Source organism: Kumtagia ephedrae, assembly GCF_003012745.1.
Lineage (GTDB): Bacteria > Pseudomonadota > Alphaproteobacteria > Rhizobiales > Rhizobiaceae > Kumtagia > Kumtagia ephedrae.
Map to the genome: position 1 here is coordinate 142,894 of NZ_PXYK01000010.1, position 15,939 is coordinate 158,832.

Annotated in this window: 13 protein-coding genes and 2 tRNA genes; 5 read left to right on the forward strand and 10 right to left on the reverse strand. The window is 67.0% G+C overall.

Going from position 1 to position 15,939, the window contains the following annotated elements; genetic code table 11:
- Positions 1-124 precede the first annotated feature (124 nt).
- From C7I84_RS12440 to C7I84_RS12450, 3 genes are all read right to left on the reverse strand, one after another.
- Positions 125-799 carry a protein-L-isoaspartate O-methyltransferase family protein gene (locus C7I84_RS12440; protein WP_106772559.1) on the reverse strand — a complete coding sequence of 225 codons (675 nt, stop codon included), beginning with the start codon at positions 797-799 and terminating at the stop codon, positions 125-127.
- Positions 800-882: 83 nt separating this feature from the next.
- A tRNA-Cys gene (locus C7I84_RS12445) sits at positions 883-956 on the reverse strand.
- Between the two features lie 307 nt (positions 957-1,263).
- Positions 1,264-1,533, reverse strand: coding sequence for a hypothetical protein (locus C7I84_RS12450; RefSeq protein ID WP_106772508.1), 270 nt, complete (start codon positions 1,531-1,533; stop codon positions 1,264-1,266).
- 181 nt (positions 1,534-1,714) lie between these two features.
- On the opposite strand from C7I84_RS12450, the gene C7I84_RS12455 reads away from it, so the two are divergent.
- The 3 genes from C7I84_RS12455 to lexA all read left to right on the forward strand — a co-directional run bounded on the left by C7I84_RS12455 (position 1,715) and on the right by lexA (position 3,235).
- A tRNA-Asn gene (locus tag C7I84_RS12455) sits at positions 1,715-1,789 on the forward strand.
- Between the two features lie 344 nt (positions 1,790-2,133).
- On the forward strand, positions 2,134-2,325 hold the full coding sequence (locus tag C7I84_RS31035; RefSeq protein WP_425351338.1) for a BA14K family protein: 192 nt from the start codon (positions 2,134-2,136) through the stop codon (positions 2,323-2,325).
- 190 nt (positions 2,326-2,515) lie between these two features.
- Complete coding sequence (gene lexA / locus C7I84_RS12465) at positions 2,516-3,235, forward strand: transcriptional repressor LexA (RefSeq protein WP_106772560.1); 720 nt, start codon at positions 2,516-2,518, stop codon at positions 3,233-3,235.
- Between the two features lie 18 nt (positions 3,236-3,253).
- Here lexA and C7I84_RS12470 read toward each other — a convergent pair whose 3' ends face one another.
- Positions 3,254-5,917: a ComEC/Rec2 family competence protein gene (locus C7I84_RS12470; protein WP_106772510.1), complete on the reverse strand. Its 2,664-nt coding sequence runs from the start codon at positions 5,915-5,917 to the stop codon at positions 3,254-3,256.
- A gap of 144 nt (positions 5,918-6,061) precedes the next feature.
- On the opposite strand from C7I84_RS12470, the gene gltX reads away from it, so the two are divergent.
- Both gltX and gltA read left to right on the forward strand, forming a co-directional pair.
- Entirely contained in the window at positions 6,062-7,486 is a 1,425-nt protein-coding gene (gene gltX / locus C7I84_RS12475; RefSeq protein ID WP_106772511.1) for a glutamate--tRNA ligase, read from the forward strand.
- A gap of 177 nt (positions 7,487-7,663) precedes the next feature.
- Positions 7,664-8,953, forward strand: coding sequence for a citrate synthase (gene gltA, locus C7I84_RS12480; RefSeq protein ID WP_106772512.1), 1,290 nt, complete (start codon positions 7,664-7,666; stop codon positions 8,951-8,953).
- A gap of 54 nt (positions 8,954-9,007) precedes the next feature.
- On the opposite strand, the gene lpxB is transcribed toward gltA, so the two are convergent.
- Genes lpxB through bamA form a run of 6 tightly spaced genes read right to left on the reverse strand, consistent with a single transcriptional unit; the run spans position 9,008 to position 15,805 of the window.
- A complete protein-coding gene (lpxB, locus tag C7I84_RS12485; protein ID WP_106772513.1) occupies positions 9,008-10,174 on the reverse strand; it encodes a lipid-A-disaccharide synthase in 1,167 nt (388 codons plus the stop codon).
- Positions 10,171-11,070: an LpxI family protein gene (locus tag C7I84_RS12490; RefSeq protein WP_106772514.1), complete on the reverse strand. Its 900-nt coding sequence runs from the start codon at positions 11,068-11,070 to the stop codon at positions 10,171-10,173. Before C7I84_RS12490 ends, lpxB begins: the two co-directional genes overlap by 4 nt.
- A complete protein-coding gene (lpxA, locus tag C7I84_RS12495; protein ID WP_106772515.1) occupies positions 11,045-11,875 on the reverse strand; it encodes an acyl-ACP--UDP-N-acetylglucosamine O-acyltransferase in 831 nt (276 codons plus the stop codon). Before lpxA ends, C7I84_RS12490 begins: the two co-directional genes overlap by 26 nt.
- A gap of 11 nt (positions 11,876-11,886) precedes the next feature.
- Entirely contained in the window at positions 11,887-12,345 is a 459-nt protein-coding gene (gene fabZ, locus C7I84_RS12500; RefSeq protein ID WP_106772516.1) for a 3-hydroxyacyl-ACP dehydratase FabZ, read from the reverse strand.
- Complete coding sequence (gene lpxD / locus C7I84_RS12505; protein WP_106772517.1) at positions 12,338-13,393, reverse strand: UDP-3-O-(3-hydroxymyristoyl)glucosamine N-acyltransferase; 1,056 nt, start codon at positions 13,391-13,393, stop codon at positions 12,338-12,340. Before lpxD ends, fabZ begins: the two co-directional genes overlap by 8 nt.
- A gap of 45 nt (positions 13,394-13,438) precedes the next feature.
- The gene (gene bamA, locus C7I84_RS12510; RefSeq protein WP_106772518.1) at positions 13,439-15,805 is read right to left on the reverse strand and encodes an outer membrane protein assembly factor BamA; all 2,367 of its coding nucleotides are present in this window, start codon (positions 15,803-15,805) and stop codon (positions 13,439-13,441) included.
- Between the last annotated feature and the right edge of the window lie 134 nt (positions 15,806-15,939).

Here is a 15,939-nt window from a genome sequence, read left to right on the forward strand (position 1 = left end):
CCCTTCCGCCCGGATTATCCGGAGCGGTCGCGCATGCGGCCGCCACGCACCCGTTGCCCGATCCCCGCTTTGGCAGGGTTGTGCAACCACTACTCTAGACTGCGAGCCACCATCCCCGACTGCGTCAGAACTGAAATGTATAAGCCCGCTCGAAGCCCGGCAATGGCTTAATTGCCGTGTTGAAGACGCTGCGGCCAGTGACCACGCCGTTCCACTTGGAATAGAGCCGTGCCTTGCCGGCGTTGCCGCGGCCTTCGACCGCGACCAGCCGCCCGCCTTCCCTGAGCTGCGCGAACAGCGCCTCGGGCAGTTGGTCGACCGATCCGCCGACCAGGATCGCATCGTAGGGCGCTTCGGCGCCGTAGCCTTCCGGCAGCGGGCCGCGCACGACGGCGACATTGTCGAAACCCAGCCGCGTGAGATTCTCGGACGCCAGATCGGCAAGCATCGAATCGGTTTCGAGGGCGATGACGGAACTGGCGAGCCGCGACAGCACCGCGGCCGAATAGCCGGTGCCGCAGCCGATATCGAGCACGAAATCCGACGGCGCGATGTCGCAAAGCTGCACCAGCTTGGCGAAGGGCGACGGCTCCATGAGGTAGCGCGGAGGATTGCCGCCCTGCGCGGGAGCGACCTCCACGTCCTCGTCGATATAGGCGAGGTTGCGCTTGGCTTTGTCGAGAAACTCCTCGCGCGGCACCGTGAGCATGGCGGCGAGCAGTGCCTGGTTGTTCACGTCGGTCGTGCGCAGCTGGCCGTCGACCATCCGTATCCGGCGCTGGGCGTAGTCTGCTTCCATGTCGAACCGGTCCGTCCCTGGCGCCGCGGGGCGCGTATTCATCGAAACGCACGGCTTCGACGCAGGCGGGGCGCCGAAAGCGATGGAGGCCTCGCCCGGAATCGAACCGGGGTGCAAGGATTTGCAGTCCTCTGCGTAACCACTCCGCCACGAGGCCAGACCGCCGTGCGTTCTGTGCCTGCTCAATAGGTTAACCGACCGGGCCGGGTCAAGTGACAGCGCAGCAGGGAAAGCATCCCTTTCACATCATTCGGCGAAACGGGGTGGCCGACGTGTTTTTTTCGCATCACCTGATTAAATCCGCATCCGCCGCTGGATTCGTCCGGGAAAGCCTCCCGCCGCAGCGGCTTGAGAGGGCGTGACCGGGTCTCCGGCTGGGCAAGGAAACCGCGCCGGCCGACCGTGACCCGCGACCGTCGCGGTGATTCGAGCCCGTGTCGGGTCAGGCTCTGTCGGAATTCCGCTCAAGGCCGTCGCCGCCGCCCCCACCAGACCGCACCACGGCGACGCACACGGCGCACGGAGGCGAACTCGTAGGAAAGCACCAGCAGCCCGAGCGGGACCATCCAGAAGCCCAGTATCGGCAGGAAGCCGAGCACGCCGCCGACGATGAGCAGGACGCCGATCGCGATCCGCAAGGGGCGCGACTTCGGCATGCGTAGCTCGCGACCAAAAACGGAGATCGTCCGATGCGCCTGCCGGTGCCTTTCCTTGTGCTGCGGTTTTCCGTCCATCGACCGTCTCGTTTTGCGCCGCCGTCTTCGATCGCGACGGCCTCCGCCAGCCGCATTCTCTGATTCCGCGTGCTCCGCCGTTCACATAGGACAGCAAATCGATCAAAAAAATGCCCAACGGCGCTTTGCAAAGCCGAAACGGGTTTGCTATAGCCAGCCGCGTTGCTGAACGAGCACCTGTTCCCCGGTAGCTCAGCGGTAGAGCAACCGGCTGTTAACCGGTTGGTCGCTGGTTCGAATCCGGCCCGGGGAGCCACTCCTTCCGAAAATCGATACGGCCCGCATGGAAATGCCATCCCGGCTGGCATTGATCGCTCGCCCGGAAAGATGCCCCATTTCCGGGATTTCTGGCCGATGGCCCATCGGTCCGCTCCCGGGTCATGCGACGGCATCAATTGTTTACGAGCGGTGGAACTGCCGCGTGCCGATGACAGTTGGTCGCAGGTGCGTTACCGAAGGTCACAGAACGATGGACCGGAGATCGGCGGAGCCGTCGTATTCTCCCTGGCGACTGTCGTAGCAGCCACGGCGTTGGCGCTTTATGCGGCCAGCATGGGGGTGTTCGACAGGCAGCCGGCCGGACGGTTGCATCTGGCGTCGATGGTTTCGGTCCCTCCGCCGCCGCAAGACAGTGCCGGCATCGATGGGATCACCACGTCCTCGGTTGCCGCCAGGGCGCCGGCCCGCCCCGATTGCAACGTCGTTGCCTGCGCCAGGGCCTATCGCAGCTTCACGCCGTCCGACTGCACGTTCCAGCCTTTCGACGGCCCCCGCCGTCTTTGCCGGAAGTAATGGGGCGTTTTACCACGCTTTCTGCTTGCCGTGCGGTGTAGGCACCGACAAGACGCCGAAACATAATATTTTTCAGCCATCGTGCCCCTGTCGCGATCCGTTAACCCGACATTTAGCGGTTGCGGAACACAAATGGAACAGATAGTGTTTGTTCTGGTTTTGTTTTGACGCGATTCCGGATGGGGCCAAGATGCTGACGCGCAAGCAATACGAACTCCTGCTCTTCATCCATGAGAGGCTGAAGGAGTCCGGCATTCCTCCCTCCTTCGACGAGATGAAGGAGGCGCTCGACCTGGCGTCGAAATCCGGCATCCACCGTCTGATCACCGCGCTCGAGGAGCGCGGCTTCATTCGCCGCCTGCCCAACCGGGCTCGCGCGCTGGAGGTGATCCGCCTGCCCGATACGATCGCGCCAGGGCTCGCTCCCGCGCGAAAATTCTCGCCCAGCGTCATCGAAGGCAGCCTCGGCAAGCGTCCCGCCGAGCCGGCGCGGGCGCCCGTCGCCAGCAACGACGACGAGGCCGGCCCCGGCGTCTCCGTCCCGGTCATGGGCCGCATCGCCGCCGGCGTGCCGATCGACGCCATCCAGCATCGCACGCATTCCATCATGATCCCTCCGGAAATGCTGTCGGGCGGCGAGCACTATGCGCTGGAGGTCAAGGGCGACTCGATGATCGAGGCCGGCATCCTCGACGGCGACACGGTGATCATCCGCAATGCCAACACCGCCAACCCCGGCGAGATCGTGGTGGCGCTGGTCGACGACGAGGAGGCGACGCTGAAGCGTTTCCGCCGCAAGGGCGCCTCCATTGCGCTGGAGGCGGCCAACCCCGCCTATGAGACGCGCATCTACGGGCCGGACCGCGTACGGGTCCAGGGCAAGCTGGTCGGCCTGATCCGGCGTTACTGATTTTTCGGCGGGCGGACCTCAGGGCCGGCCGGAGGTCTCCCCGGCATCGGCACCGGACGACGGTTTGGGCGAGGAATCGGGAACGATCGGGACGCGGTCCACGCCATCGCTGTCGGCAGTGGCAGCTCGGCTATCCGTTGCTGCCCTCGCAGGCACGTCCGTTCCGGCGGGTGCCAGTGGGTCCTGCGGCTTGCCCTGCTTGCCCCGGCGATAGGGCGGCAGCCCGCGTGCTTCGCGTGAGAAGACGCGATGGCCGTGCCATGGCCGCTCCGGCAGGCCGATGGCGAAGTCGATTTGCGGCGGTCCCGCGCCGGGCGTGAGAAAAACGGCGGCGCTCCCCGAGCGCGCAAGGTCGCGCCTCGTCACCACCGCAAGTCTTTCATCGGCGCATTTCAGCGGAACGGCCGCGTCGTCGAGCACGATGACGGCAGCGAAGGCGCAGGCGCGCCGGGCCTCCTCCGCATCTGCGGTGTGGACGACGACCGCCCCCGACATAAGGCGCGCGGCGCAACCGGCAGGCCCGCACAGGAAGCCGCCGCCGTCGCGGGCGGCAAGCGCGATCGATTCGAGGGTTGGCCCGTCCGCCTCGCTTCCGGCCGTTTTTTCGTTCCGTGCGGCGGCCGGCGGGACATCGTCGATCGGGTCGCCCTGCCGTGGCCGGTTTCCGCCGGTCTCGCGCTTGTCGGCGGTCGGCCCAGGCCGCTCGACGATGCGTTGTGGTTTGTGCACCGCCCTTCCCTCGAGAGCCCGCTGCCAGTTCTGGGCAGTGAAGGCGTTGGCGCGCGTTCGGTTGACGGCAAGCCCGTCTTGCGCGTCGAGCAGTCCGACCAGGGCGCCGTCCTCGGAAACCAGGACATCCGGCGGCCTGACATTGTCGAGCGTCAGCAGGCCGGCAAGGGCGAAGGGAAGTGCCGCCAGCCTCAGCCATGTGGTGGCGACCGTGGCAATCACCAGGGCGAGCGTCAGCAGCAGCACGGAACCAACCGAGATCAGGCCGACCGCATCCACCGGCGAGCGCCGTGAAAACCACTCGGCCACCGCCACCATCGCGGAAATCCCCTTGCCCATCAGATCGAGGAAAGGTCCGTCCAATCCGAACGGCATCGCCGCGGCGGCAAGGACCGCCGCCGGCATCACCACCACGGAGACGATCGGCATGGCCACCAGATTGGCGCCGAGGCTGAGCGGAGCGATGCGCTGGAAGTGGTAGGCGCCGTAGGCCGTGGTGGCGAGGCCGGCGACCAGCGAGGTAACGAACAGCCCGACGGCTATCCCGACGGTCCGGCGCAGCGCCATGGCCGCGAACGATGGCTGCGCCGGCATGGTCCCCGCCTCCGCGTTGCGCCGCTCGCTCCACCAGGCATAGGCAGCGACCAGCGCCGCGGTCGCGGCAAAGGACATCTGGAAGCTCGGGCCGACCACTTCGTGCGGCGTGAGCACGAGCACGATGATCGCCGAGATGGCGAGATTGCGCATGGTCAGCGCCGCGCGGTCGCACAGCACGGCAACGAGCATCACAGCCAGCATCAGGAAGCTGCGCTGCGCCGCGACCTCGCCGCCGGAGATGGCGAGATAGCCGGCGACCGCCGCCAGGCCGCCCGCGGCGGCGTATTTCTTCACCGGCCGCCGCGACGCAAATCCCGGAAACAGGGCCATCCCCGCGCGCAGCGCCCCGATGACCACGCCGGCGACCAGCGCCATGTGCAGGCCGGAGATCGAAATCACATGGTAGAGCCCGGTGCGCCGCAGCGCCTCGCTGGTCTCGTCCGGGATGCCGGCGCGCACGCCGACCATCAGCGCCGCGGCAATCTCCCCTTCCGCCCCCGCGACCCGCTGCCGGACTCGCTCGGCAAACCGGTTGCGGACGTTCTCCAGCGCTGCCGTGAACCGCCCGGCCAGGCTCGCGGTCCGCGAGGAGGCCAGCTCCGGCCCGCTCATGAAGAAGCCGCTCGCGCCGATCCCGTCGAAATAGCTTTCGAAGGAGAAGTCGTAGCTGCCGGGCCGCACCGGTCCCGACGGCGGGCGCAGCCGCACCAGGCCGCTCACCGTCGAGCCCACCGCGACACCTTCGGGCAGCTTGCGCGCCGTGGCGCGGATACGCTGCGGCGCATAGCGCAACCGCGGGCGCTCGGTCGACGCGACGTCGATCGTCAGGCGTACCCGGCCATTGGCCAGCCGGTCGAGACCAGTCACATAGCCATTGACGCGCGTGGCGACTTCGCCACCGAGCATGGCCGTCCCCGCGCGCCAGGTCTCTACCTTTCCCAGCAGCGCGCCGAGGCAGACCAGCAGCACCGCAAGGACGGGCAGCCGCCATGCGGCGGCACGAGGGCCGAACGTCATCGCCGCGATCATGGTCGCCGTCGCGGCCAGCAGAAGGCGGCCGTCGGGTTCAAAGGAAATCTGGAAATAGAGGAGCGCACCAACGGCGAGGAAGACGGGCACGAGCAGAAAGAGGGTTCCGCGTTCGACCTCGAGCGTGGCGGCCGATTCCGCGGCATGGAATGCTATCGGAAGCGCCGTCCGTGCCTTGCCCGCGATGATGAGGAATGGTCGTCCGGTCCGCCGCGAGTTGACGGGAAGGCGCGGAAAAGGTGCGACCGCGGCCACCTCCTGCGGCGGCTGGCTTGCGCCGCGCAGCAGAAGCCGCTCGTCCCAGTCGCCCGCGGATGTGTCCGCCATGGCTCCACCCCGGCGCCAAGGCAAGCCTGCCGGCTTTCTCCGGCCTTGCGCCCCCGACCTTCTATGCTACATGAACGCCGACCGATTTCCACGCATCCGCCGCACGGGACTGCCGGGCGGCGGCAGCGCTTTGCCGAGAGGCCGATGTCCAAGCCCGTCGTCACCCGTTTCGCCCCCTCGCCTACCGGCTATCTGCATATCGGCGGAGCCCGCACGGCGCTGTTCAACTGGCTCTATGCCCGCCACACCGGCGGCACGATGCTGCTCAGGATCGAGGACACCGACCGCGAGCGCTCGACGGAGTCGGCGACGGCGGCGATCCTCGACGGGCTGACCTGGCTCGGCCTCACCTGGGAGGGCGAGCCGATCTCGCAATTCGGCCGCGCGCAGCGCCACCGCGAGGTGGCCGAGTATCTGGTGGCCAAGGGCAAGGCCTATTACGCCTACGAGACGCCGGCCGAGCTGGAGGCCATGCGCGAGAAGGCGCGCGCCGAGGGCCGGCCGCCGCGTTATGACGGCCGCTGGCGCGACGCCGATTCCTCGGAGGCGCCTGCCGGCGTCAAGGGAGCCATCCGCATCAAGGCGCCGCGCGACGGCGAGACTGTCGTGCGCGACCGCGTGCAGGGCGACGTGCGCTTTCCCAACAAGGATCTCGACGACTTCATCATCCTGCGCTCCGACGGCGTGCCGACCTATATGCATGCCGTGGTGGTGGACGATCACGACATGGGTGTCACCCACATCATCCGCGGCGACGACCACCTGACCAACGCCGCACGCCAGACGGTCATCTACGACGCCATGGGCTGGGAGGTACCGGTCATGGCGCATATCCCGCTGATCCACGGCGCCGACGGCGCAAAACTGTCGAAGCGGCACGGCGCCCTCGGCGTCGAGGCATACCGCGCCATGGGCTACCTGCCTGCGGCGCTGCTCAATTACCTGGCGCGGCTCGGCTGGAGCCATGGCGACGACGAGGTCATGTCGATCGGCGACATGGTCCGCTGGTTCGAGATCGAGGACGTCAACCGCGGTGCGGCGCGCTTCGACTTCCAGAAGCTGGAGGCGCTGAACGGCCTCTATATGCGCCGGATGGATGACGCGGAGCTGACCGAGGCACTGGTCGCCACCCTGCCCCATCTGGCGACCCCGGGCCCGCTCGCGGCCGGGATCGACGAAACGCATAAGGCAAAGCTGCTGGCGGCAATGCCGGGATTGAAGGAGCGCGCCAAGACGCTGGTCGAACTGGCGGACAGCGCTACTTACCTGTTCGCGCAGCGGCCGCTGGCAATGGACGAAAAGGCGGTGGCGCTGCTCGGCGAGCGCCCGCGCACGGTGCTGGCCGGCGCCTGGGCCGCGCTCACGGGCGTCGCCGGCGACTGGACGGCGCAGTCGACGGAGGCGGCCGTCCGCGAATTCGCGACCGCGCAGGGGGTGAAGCTCGGCCAGGTGGCGCAGCCCTTGCGCGCCGCGCTGACCGGTCGCAGCACCTCGCCGGGCGTGTTCGACGTGCTGGCGGTGCTGGGTCGAGAAGAGAGTTTGGCACGCATCGGAGATCAAATCGATTAGTCCTTCCCTGGCCTCATCAAGGGCCATTGCAACCCTTCTGCTGCGGTGCAACATTGCCGCCGCCTTCAGAAGCTCCCGGATACGGCTTGAACAGCGGGGTGAAACCGCACTCAAGTCGGCATCCACGTGGCGGCAACCAGCCGCCGCTATCCCGACCTTAAACAAAGGGGTATCCGCATGACCGAATCGACAGCGAAGCTGGAATTCAGGGGCAAGACGCACGAGCTGAAGGTTCGACCGGGCTCCGTCGGGCCCGAAGTGATCGACATCGCCTCGCTCTACAAGGACACCGGCGCGTTCACCTACGACCCCGGCTTCACGTCGACGGCCAGCTGCGAATCCGAGATCACCTTCATCGACGGCGACGCCGGCGTGCTGCTGCACCGCGGCTATCCGATCGACCAGCTGGCCGAGCACAGCGATTTCCTGGAAGTCTGCTACCTGCTGCTCTACGGCGAGCTGCCGACCAAGGCGCAGAAGGACGATTTCGACCACCGCGTCACGCGCCACACCATGGTGCATGAGCAGATGAGCCGCTTCTTCACCGGCTTCCGTCGCGACGCCCATCCGATGGCGGTCATGTGCGGCGTGGTCGGCGCGCTGTCGGCCTTCTATCACGACTCCACCGACATCTCCGATCCCTACCAGCGCATGGTCGCCTCCGTGCGCCTGATCGCCAAGATGCCGACGATTGCCGCCATGGCCTACAAGTACCATATCGGCCAGCCCTTCATTTACCCGAAGAACGACCTCGGCTACGCCGCCAACTTCCTGCACATGTGCTTCGCCGTGCCGTGCGAGGAATACAAGGTCAATCCGGTGCTGGCGCGCGCCATGGAGCGCATCTTCATCCTGCACGCCGACCACGAGCAGAACGCCTCGACCTCGACGGTCCGGCTGGCCGGGTCGTCGGGCGCCAATCCTTTCGCCTGCATCGCCGCCGGCATCGCCTGTCTGTGGGGTCCGGCGCATGGCGGCGCCAACGAGGCGGCGCTCAACATGCTGTCGGAGATCGGCACGGTCGACCGCATCCCCGAATTCATCGGGCGCGCCAAGGACCGGGACGATCCGTTCCGCCTGATGGGCTTCGGCCACCGCGTTTACAAGAACTACGATCCGCGCGCCAAGATCATGCAGAAGACCACGCATGAGGTGCTCGGCGAACTCGGCATCAAGGACGACCCGATGCTGGACGTCGCCATCGAGTTGGAGCGTATCGCGCTAACCGACGAATATTTCATTGAAAAGAAGCTCTACCCGAACATCGATTTCTATTCGGGCATCACGCTGAAGGCGCTCGGTTTCCCCACCACCATGTTCACCGTGCTGTTCGCGGTCGCCCGCACCGTCGGCTGGATCGCCCAGTGGAAGGAAATGATCGAGGATCCGCAGCAGAAGATCGGCCGGCCGCGCCAGCTCTACACCGGCCCGGCGGAACGCGATTTCGTGCCGATTGCGAAACGGTAAGAAGCGAATAGCGAGTAGGGAATAGGGCCACCTCCCTTCCCTATTCGCTACTCACTATTCCCTATTCGCTAGTTCCAGCACCACTTCCGCCGCCAGCTCTCCCGCCGGCCTGTCGGTGCGCATGCGCCGCGCGACTTCGGCAAAGCCCTGTTTCTGCCAGGCGCGCAGGGGCGTGTCGGCGAACAGGCCCTCCAGCTCGCGCGCCAGATGCAGCGGGCGGACATACTGGTTATAGTGCTCCGGCACGACGACCCGGTCGGCGATGATGTTGGGCAGCGACGCCGACCATACCGTGACCAGTCCCTGAAACACGCGGCCGACCGGATCGAGCTTGTAGCAGGATATGAAGGGCACGCCGGCCAGCGCCAGCTCGAGCGAGACGGTGCCGGACGCGATGAGCGCGGCGTCCGCCTCCCCGAAAGCCTGCCATTTGCGCTCGGCATCCAGAATGATCTCGGGGCGGTCCGGCCAGCCCGACGTGGCGTCGCGCACCCGTTCGGCGACGTGCGGCACGGTCGGCAGCAGCAGGTTCAGCCGATGGCCGCGGGCGCGAAGCTGCGCCAGCGTGTCCGCGAACGGGGCGAGCAGCCGGCCGACCTCGCTGCGCCGCGAGCCCGGCAGCACGAGAAGGTTGCGCGGCTCGCCGGGTGGCGAAACCATACGGCCCGCCTGCAGCCGCGCGGCGGTCAGGATGCCAGGATCGGTGGCGAGCCGGTGGCCGACGAATGTGCCGGGCGGGCCGCCCAGCCGCTCGAGCTCGGCCGGCTCGAAGGGGAGCAGGCACAGGATGCGGTCGACATAGGGACGCATCGCGGGTGCCCTGCCCGGCCGCCATGCCCATACCGACGGGCAGACATAATGCACGATCGGGATGGTCGGATCGGCGGCGCGGACCTTTTTGGCGACGCGTAGCGCGAATTCCGGGCTGTCGATGGTGACGAGGCAGTCCGGCCGCTCGGCGACGATGGCGCGCGCCGTCTGGCCGATGCGGCGGACGAGTCGCGGCAGGTCGCGCAGGATGGCGCCGATGCCCATCAGGGCGATCTCGGAAGTGTCGAACAGCGAGCGCAGGCCGAGTTCCTGCAGATGGCGGCCGCCGGTTCCGACAAGCGCGACATCCCTGCCGGTGGTGCGCCGCAGCGCCTCGACAAGATCGTGGCCGAGCAGGTCGCCGGACTCCTCCCCGGCGATCACGGCGATCTTCAGCGGGCGCGTATTCATGGCGTGCGCTCCCGCGGCAGGCCGACCACGAACAGGCCGAGTGCGTCGGCGCGCTCGACGAGATCGCCGACATCCAGGACCAGCGCCCGCCCGGCCTCGACGCCGATGCCGGCGAGGCCGGCGGCGTGCGCCATGTCGACCGTCGCCGGGCCGATCGCCGGTAGGTCGGCGCGCAGCTCCTGCCCGGGCTTCGCGCATTTGACCAGGACGCCGCGCGACTTGCCGGCGAGCCGGCCGTGGCTGCGCAGGGCCTTCACACGCTCCAGCAGTCCGTCGGTGCCCTCGATGCCTTCGACCGCGATCACCCGGCCGCCGATCGCCACCGTGCCCTGCCCTATGTCGAGCGCGCCGATGGCGCGCGCCGCGGCATAGGCGGCGTCGATATCCGGCCAATCGGCGGCGCGCGGCCTCTCGCGGCTCATCGGCCCTTCGACGGCGAGCAGATCCGGCACGATCTCATGGGCGCCGACGACCTTGATGCCCTCCCGCTCGATGGTGCGTATCAGGACGGTCAGCAGGCCGTCGTCGCCGCGCCGCAGCGCGGCAAGCGCCCGCGGCAGATGACGCAGCAGGGACAGGCTGGGCCGGAACTCACGCCAGGCGGGCCGGCGCCCGATGCCGCCGGCGAGCACCATATGCGTTATGCCGCGCCGTCTCAGGCTGGACAGAGCCGAGGCGAACTCGCCGAGCCCGATCTCCATGCTCTCGAAGGGTGCAAACGCCGCCCGCTGGTCCGTCTCGCCGCGCACCAGCACGACGAGCGGCGCATGGTTCTGGCGGGCGAGGCCTTCGGCGACCTCCACCGGCAGCCGGCCGCTGCCGGCCACCACCGCGACCTTGTCGCCGGAGCCGAGCTGGATGGACGGCGCCTCAGTCCTGGCCGTCGGCGTCGTCATCGGCCGCGCCTTTCAGCGGCGGGAGCGTGAACTGCCTCTTGCCGCGCGCCAGCATGAACTCGACCACGCGCATCGCATAGGGAGAATCGGCGAATTTCTCGCGTGCGGTCTCGATGTTCTCGGCAAGCGTGCGCGACCGGTCGAACAGCGTCTTGTAGGCCAGCCGCAGCTTCAGCACCTCGGCATGCGGCACGCCGGAGCGCTTCATGCCGACGACGTTCATGCCGCGCAGCACCGCGCGGTTGCCGCCCACCATGGCGTAGGGGACGATATCGCCGAGAATCATCGAGCCGCCGGCGACGAAAGCGTTGTTGCCTATCCGCACGAACTGGTGGATTGCGGTCAGCCCGCCGATGCCGACGAAGTCGCCCACCTCGCAATGGCCGGCAAGCGTCACGCCGTTGGTCAGGGTGACGTTGTTGCCGATCGAGCAGTCATGCGCGATGTGGACATAGGCGAGGAAGTGGCCGTTATTGCCAACGGTCGTCGCTCCCCGGCCGAAATCGGTGCCGGTGTTCATGCTGACGAATTCGCGGATGATGCAGTTGTCGCCGATGGTCAGCGTCGTACGCCCGCCCTTGTGGCCGGTGCTTTGCGGTGGCCCGCCGAGCACCGCCTGCGGGTGGATCGTGCAGTCGCGGCCGATCGTGGTGGCGCCGGCGACGACAACATGGCTGATCAGTTTCGTGCCGTCGCCGATCACGACGTCGGCACCGACATGGCAGAACGGGCCTATCTCGGCGCCGGCGCCGATCTGGGCGCCCGGCTCGACGACGGCAAGGGGATGGATGAAGGTTTCGGTCATGATCTCTTTGGTCAGGCCGCGCCGGCGATCATGGCGGAAATCTCGGCCTCCGCCGCCTTCGCCCCGTCGACCAGCGCCTCGCAGGCGAAGCGCCAGATGGTGCCGCGCTGCTTGAGCTTCTTCACATGGATTTCCAGCCGGTCTCCAGGCACGACAGGCTTGCGGAACTTGGCGTTGTCGATGGTCATGAAATAGACGATCGAGGGGCTGTCGGAGCCGCGGTTGCGGATGCAAATGGCACCCGCCGTCTGCGCCATCGCCTCGATGATGAGCACGCCGGGCATGACCGGCTGGCCGGGAAAGTGGCCCTGGAAGTGCGGCTCGTTGAAGGTCACGTTCTTGATGCCGACGGCCGAGTTGTCGCCGTCGATGGCGATGATGCGGTCAACCAGCAGGAACGGATAGCGATGCGGCAGGAGCTTCAGCACGCCGAGAATGTCGATCGCCTCGAGGGTGACGGCCTCAGCCATTGTCCTGCTTCCTTGCCCTAGCCTTTGTCAGCCTGCCGAGCGTGGCGATCTCGCGCATCGCCTGGCCGATCGGCTTGGCGGGATAGCCTGCCCACACCTCGCCTGCCGGAACGTCATGCATGAAGCCGCTGCGGGCCGCAAGCTGGGCGCCCGTGCCGATGCTGAGGTGATCGGCGATGCCGACCCCACCCGCCACCATCACATTGTCGCCGAAGGTCACCGAGCCGGAAATGCCCGACAGCCCGGCGATCACGCAATTGCGGCCGATGCGCACGTTGTGGGCGATCTGCACGAGGTTGTCGATCTTGGTGTTCTCGCCGATCACCGTGTCGGCGAGCGCGCCGCGGTCGAGGGTCGTGTTGGCGCCGATCTCGACATTGTCCTGGACGATGACGCGGCCGATCTGCGGGATGCGCTCGGGGCCGGCCTTGCCGATGGCGAAGCCGAACCCGTCCTGGCCGATCTTGGCGCCGGCATGCACGATCACCCGGTCGCCGAGCAGCGCATACTGGACGACGGCGTTCGGCCCGACATAGGAGTTGCGGCCGATCTTGCAGTCGCGGCCGACGACGGCGTTCGGAGCGATGATCGTACCCGCCCCGATCGCCACGCCGGCGGAGATCACCGCGCCGGCCTCGACGACGACACCTGCTTCCAGCCGGGCGCCGGGATCGACATGGGCCGCGGGCGAAATGCCGGTCTCGCCGGTCATGGCGACCGGCGACGCGGCTTCCGGATAGAGCAGCCGGCCGACCATGGCGAAGGCATATTGCGGCCGCGGCGTCACCAGGACGGCAATGCCCCCCGGGGCACGCTCGGCCACGTCCGCCGTGCACAGGATGGCGGCGGCGCGCAGCCCGTCCATCAGGGCGGCGTTGCGCTTGCCCTCGACGAACACCAGCGCACCGTCGCCGCCGGTGGCCGCGGCGGCAATGGAGTCGACCAGGGTGTTCGCCAATTCGGGTGTCTTGATCTCGGCGCCGGTGAGCGTCGCGATCTCAGATGCCGAGTAGCGACGCACCGATGCGAAGAATTCGGTTTCGGACATGCAGACCTTTGCGTCCGGGCACAGGTGCCCGGACCGCTCGTTGCTTCAGAAGCGCGTGGAGATGCCGAAGTTGAAGTTCTGCTCCTGGTCGTTGTCCTCTTTGACCACCGGCAGGGCATAGTCGACACGCAGCGGACCGAAGGGCGACGCCCAGATCAGGCCCGCGCCGACCGACGCACGCCACTTCATGCTCGAGCCGGCGACCTCGACGTCATCATTGCCGATGTCGTTGCCGTAGAGCGTCGCCGCGTCGGCGAACACGGCGCCCCGCAGGCCGAAGCTCTCCGGAATGACCGGCACCGGGAATTGCGCCTCGACCGAGGCGTTGAAGTAGGTGGTGCCGCCCAGATGGTCATCGGTATCGGCATCATAGGGACCGATGCCGTTGTATTCGAAGCCGCGGATCATACGGTCGTTGGCCTGGAAATGGTCGAAGATGCGCAGATCCGATTCGCTGCCGTAACCGGTGATGTAGCCGCCGCCGACGACCGCCAGGCCGACGATGTCATACTCTTCCGACAGCGTCTTATAGTAGGAGCCGCGGCCGGTCAGCTTGATGTACTTGGCGTCGCCGCCGATGCCGGCGAACTCGGCCGTCAGGTTGGCGTAGATACCCGAATGCGGGTTCTTCATGTCGTCGATCGTGTTGTAGATCAGCGACTGCGAGATCGACGACTTGTTCCACGGGCTGTTGTCGATGCCGTCGACGATTGCCTCCGACACGTCGCACGGATTGGGATCGCCGTCTTCCGGATCGCAATTGTCGCGGAACTCGTACTTCTCCTGCGCGAAGGTGTAGGCCGTCTGCGTCGTCAGCGCCTCGGTGATCGGCAGGCCGAAGCGCACGGTCGCGCCGGTCGTCTCGCTCTGGTAGTCGTCGTAGGTGCGCGTCTGGCGGAAGATGTCGAAGCCGGCCGCGATGCGGCGCCCGAGGAAATAGGGCTCGGTGAAGGAGAAGGTGAAGTCGCGCGACCGGCGGCCCACGCCCGCGGCGAAGCGGATGAACTGGCCGCGGCCGAGGAAGTTGCGCTCGGTGATCGAACCCTCGACCGACGGTCCAGGGGTCTGGCCGCCCGTGGTGTAGCCTGCGCCGATCGACAGTTCGCCCGTCGACTTCTCCACCAGGTCGACCACCAGCACCACCTGGTCCGGCTCGGACCCGGGCACCGTCGAGATGTCGACGCGCTCGAAGAAGTTGAGCTTCTCCAGCCGCCGCTTGGCGCGCTGGATGAGAACCTGGTTGAAGGCGTCGCCCTCGCTGACGTCGAATTCGCGGCGGATCACGAAGTCGCGGGTGCGTGCATTGCCGCGGATCTCGATGCGCTCGATATAGGTGCGCGGGCCCTGATCGATGGCGTAGGTGACCGCGATCGTATGGTTCTCGAAGTTGCGGTCGCCGCGCGGGGTGACCTGCGCGAAGGCGTAACCCTGGCCGGCCATCTGCTCGGTGAGCGCGATGATCGAATCCTCGACGTTCTTGGCGCTGTAGCCGTCGCCGCTATGCGTCGTCACCAGCGACTGAAGCTTCGTGGTGTCCACGTCGGGAATGGTGCTGTCGATGGAGATGTCGCCGAAGGTGTAGCGAGCGCCCTCTTCGACGGTGATGGTGATGGTGTACTGGTTGGACGCCTCGTCCAGCTCGCCGATCGCCGAGATCACCTGGAAGTCGGCGTAGCCGCGATTGTAATAGAAGCGCCGCAGCAGCTCCTCGTCGGCGCGCAGGCGCTGTTCGTCATAGATGTCGTCGCGCAGCAGGAACGACAGGAAGGTCGAGCGCTTGGTGGCGATGACGTCGGACAGCCGGCGGTCGCCGAAGGCGTTGTTGCCGACGAAATTGATCGCCGCGATCTTGGTGCGGTCGCCTTCCTGCACGGTGTAGACCACGTTCACGCGGTTGTCGCCGAGATCGATCACCTGCGGCGTCACCGTGGCGTCGTCGCGGCCGATGCGGCGATAAGCGTCGCGGATCGCTTCCGCGTCGGCTTCCATCGCGGCGTCCGTGAAGGTGCCGCGCGGCTTGAGCTGCACGGCGCCCGTCAGGGCGGCGTCCTTGATCTTCTTGTTGCCCTGGAAGAGCACCTGGTTGACCACCCGGTACTCGGAGACCTGGACGACCAGCGTCGAGCCGACCTGGTTGATGCGCACATCCGAGAACAAGCCGGTGGCGAACAGCCGCTTCACCGCCTCGTCGACATCGGCATTTGAGAACGACCTGCCCGGCGTGATCCCGGTCTGGCTGCGAATCGTGTCGGCTTCGACACGCTGGTTGCCGCGAACCTCGATGCTGCTCACCACGGCCGCATAAGCGGCCGGGACGGCAGCAAGCTGGACGACGATAGCGCCAGGAACGGCGACCGCCGCTGAGAGGGCAATCGCGGACGCGGCGCCCAGAAAATTAGAAACTGCCTTCATCGGGCTCAAATTACCTTTTTCTCGTAGTCCCCACGGCGAGAAAACCGGACGTCGCGGACATTTGCGCTTACGGTATTAACCGGATTTTCCCTATACGCAAGGCTTCTGGTTAACCGCCGTTTACTTCGCACCCG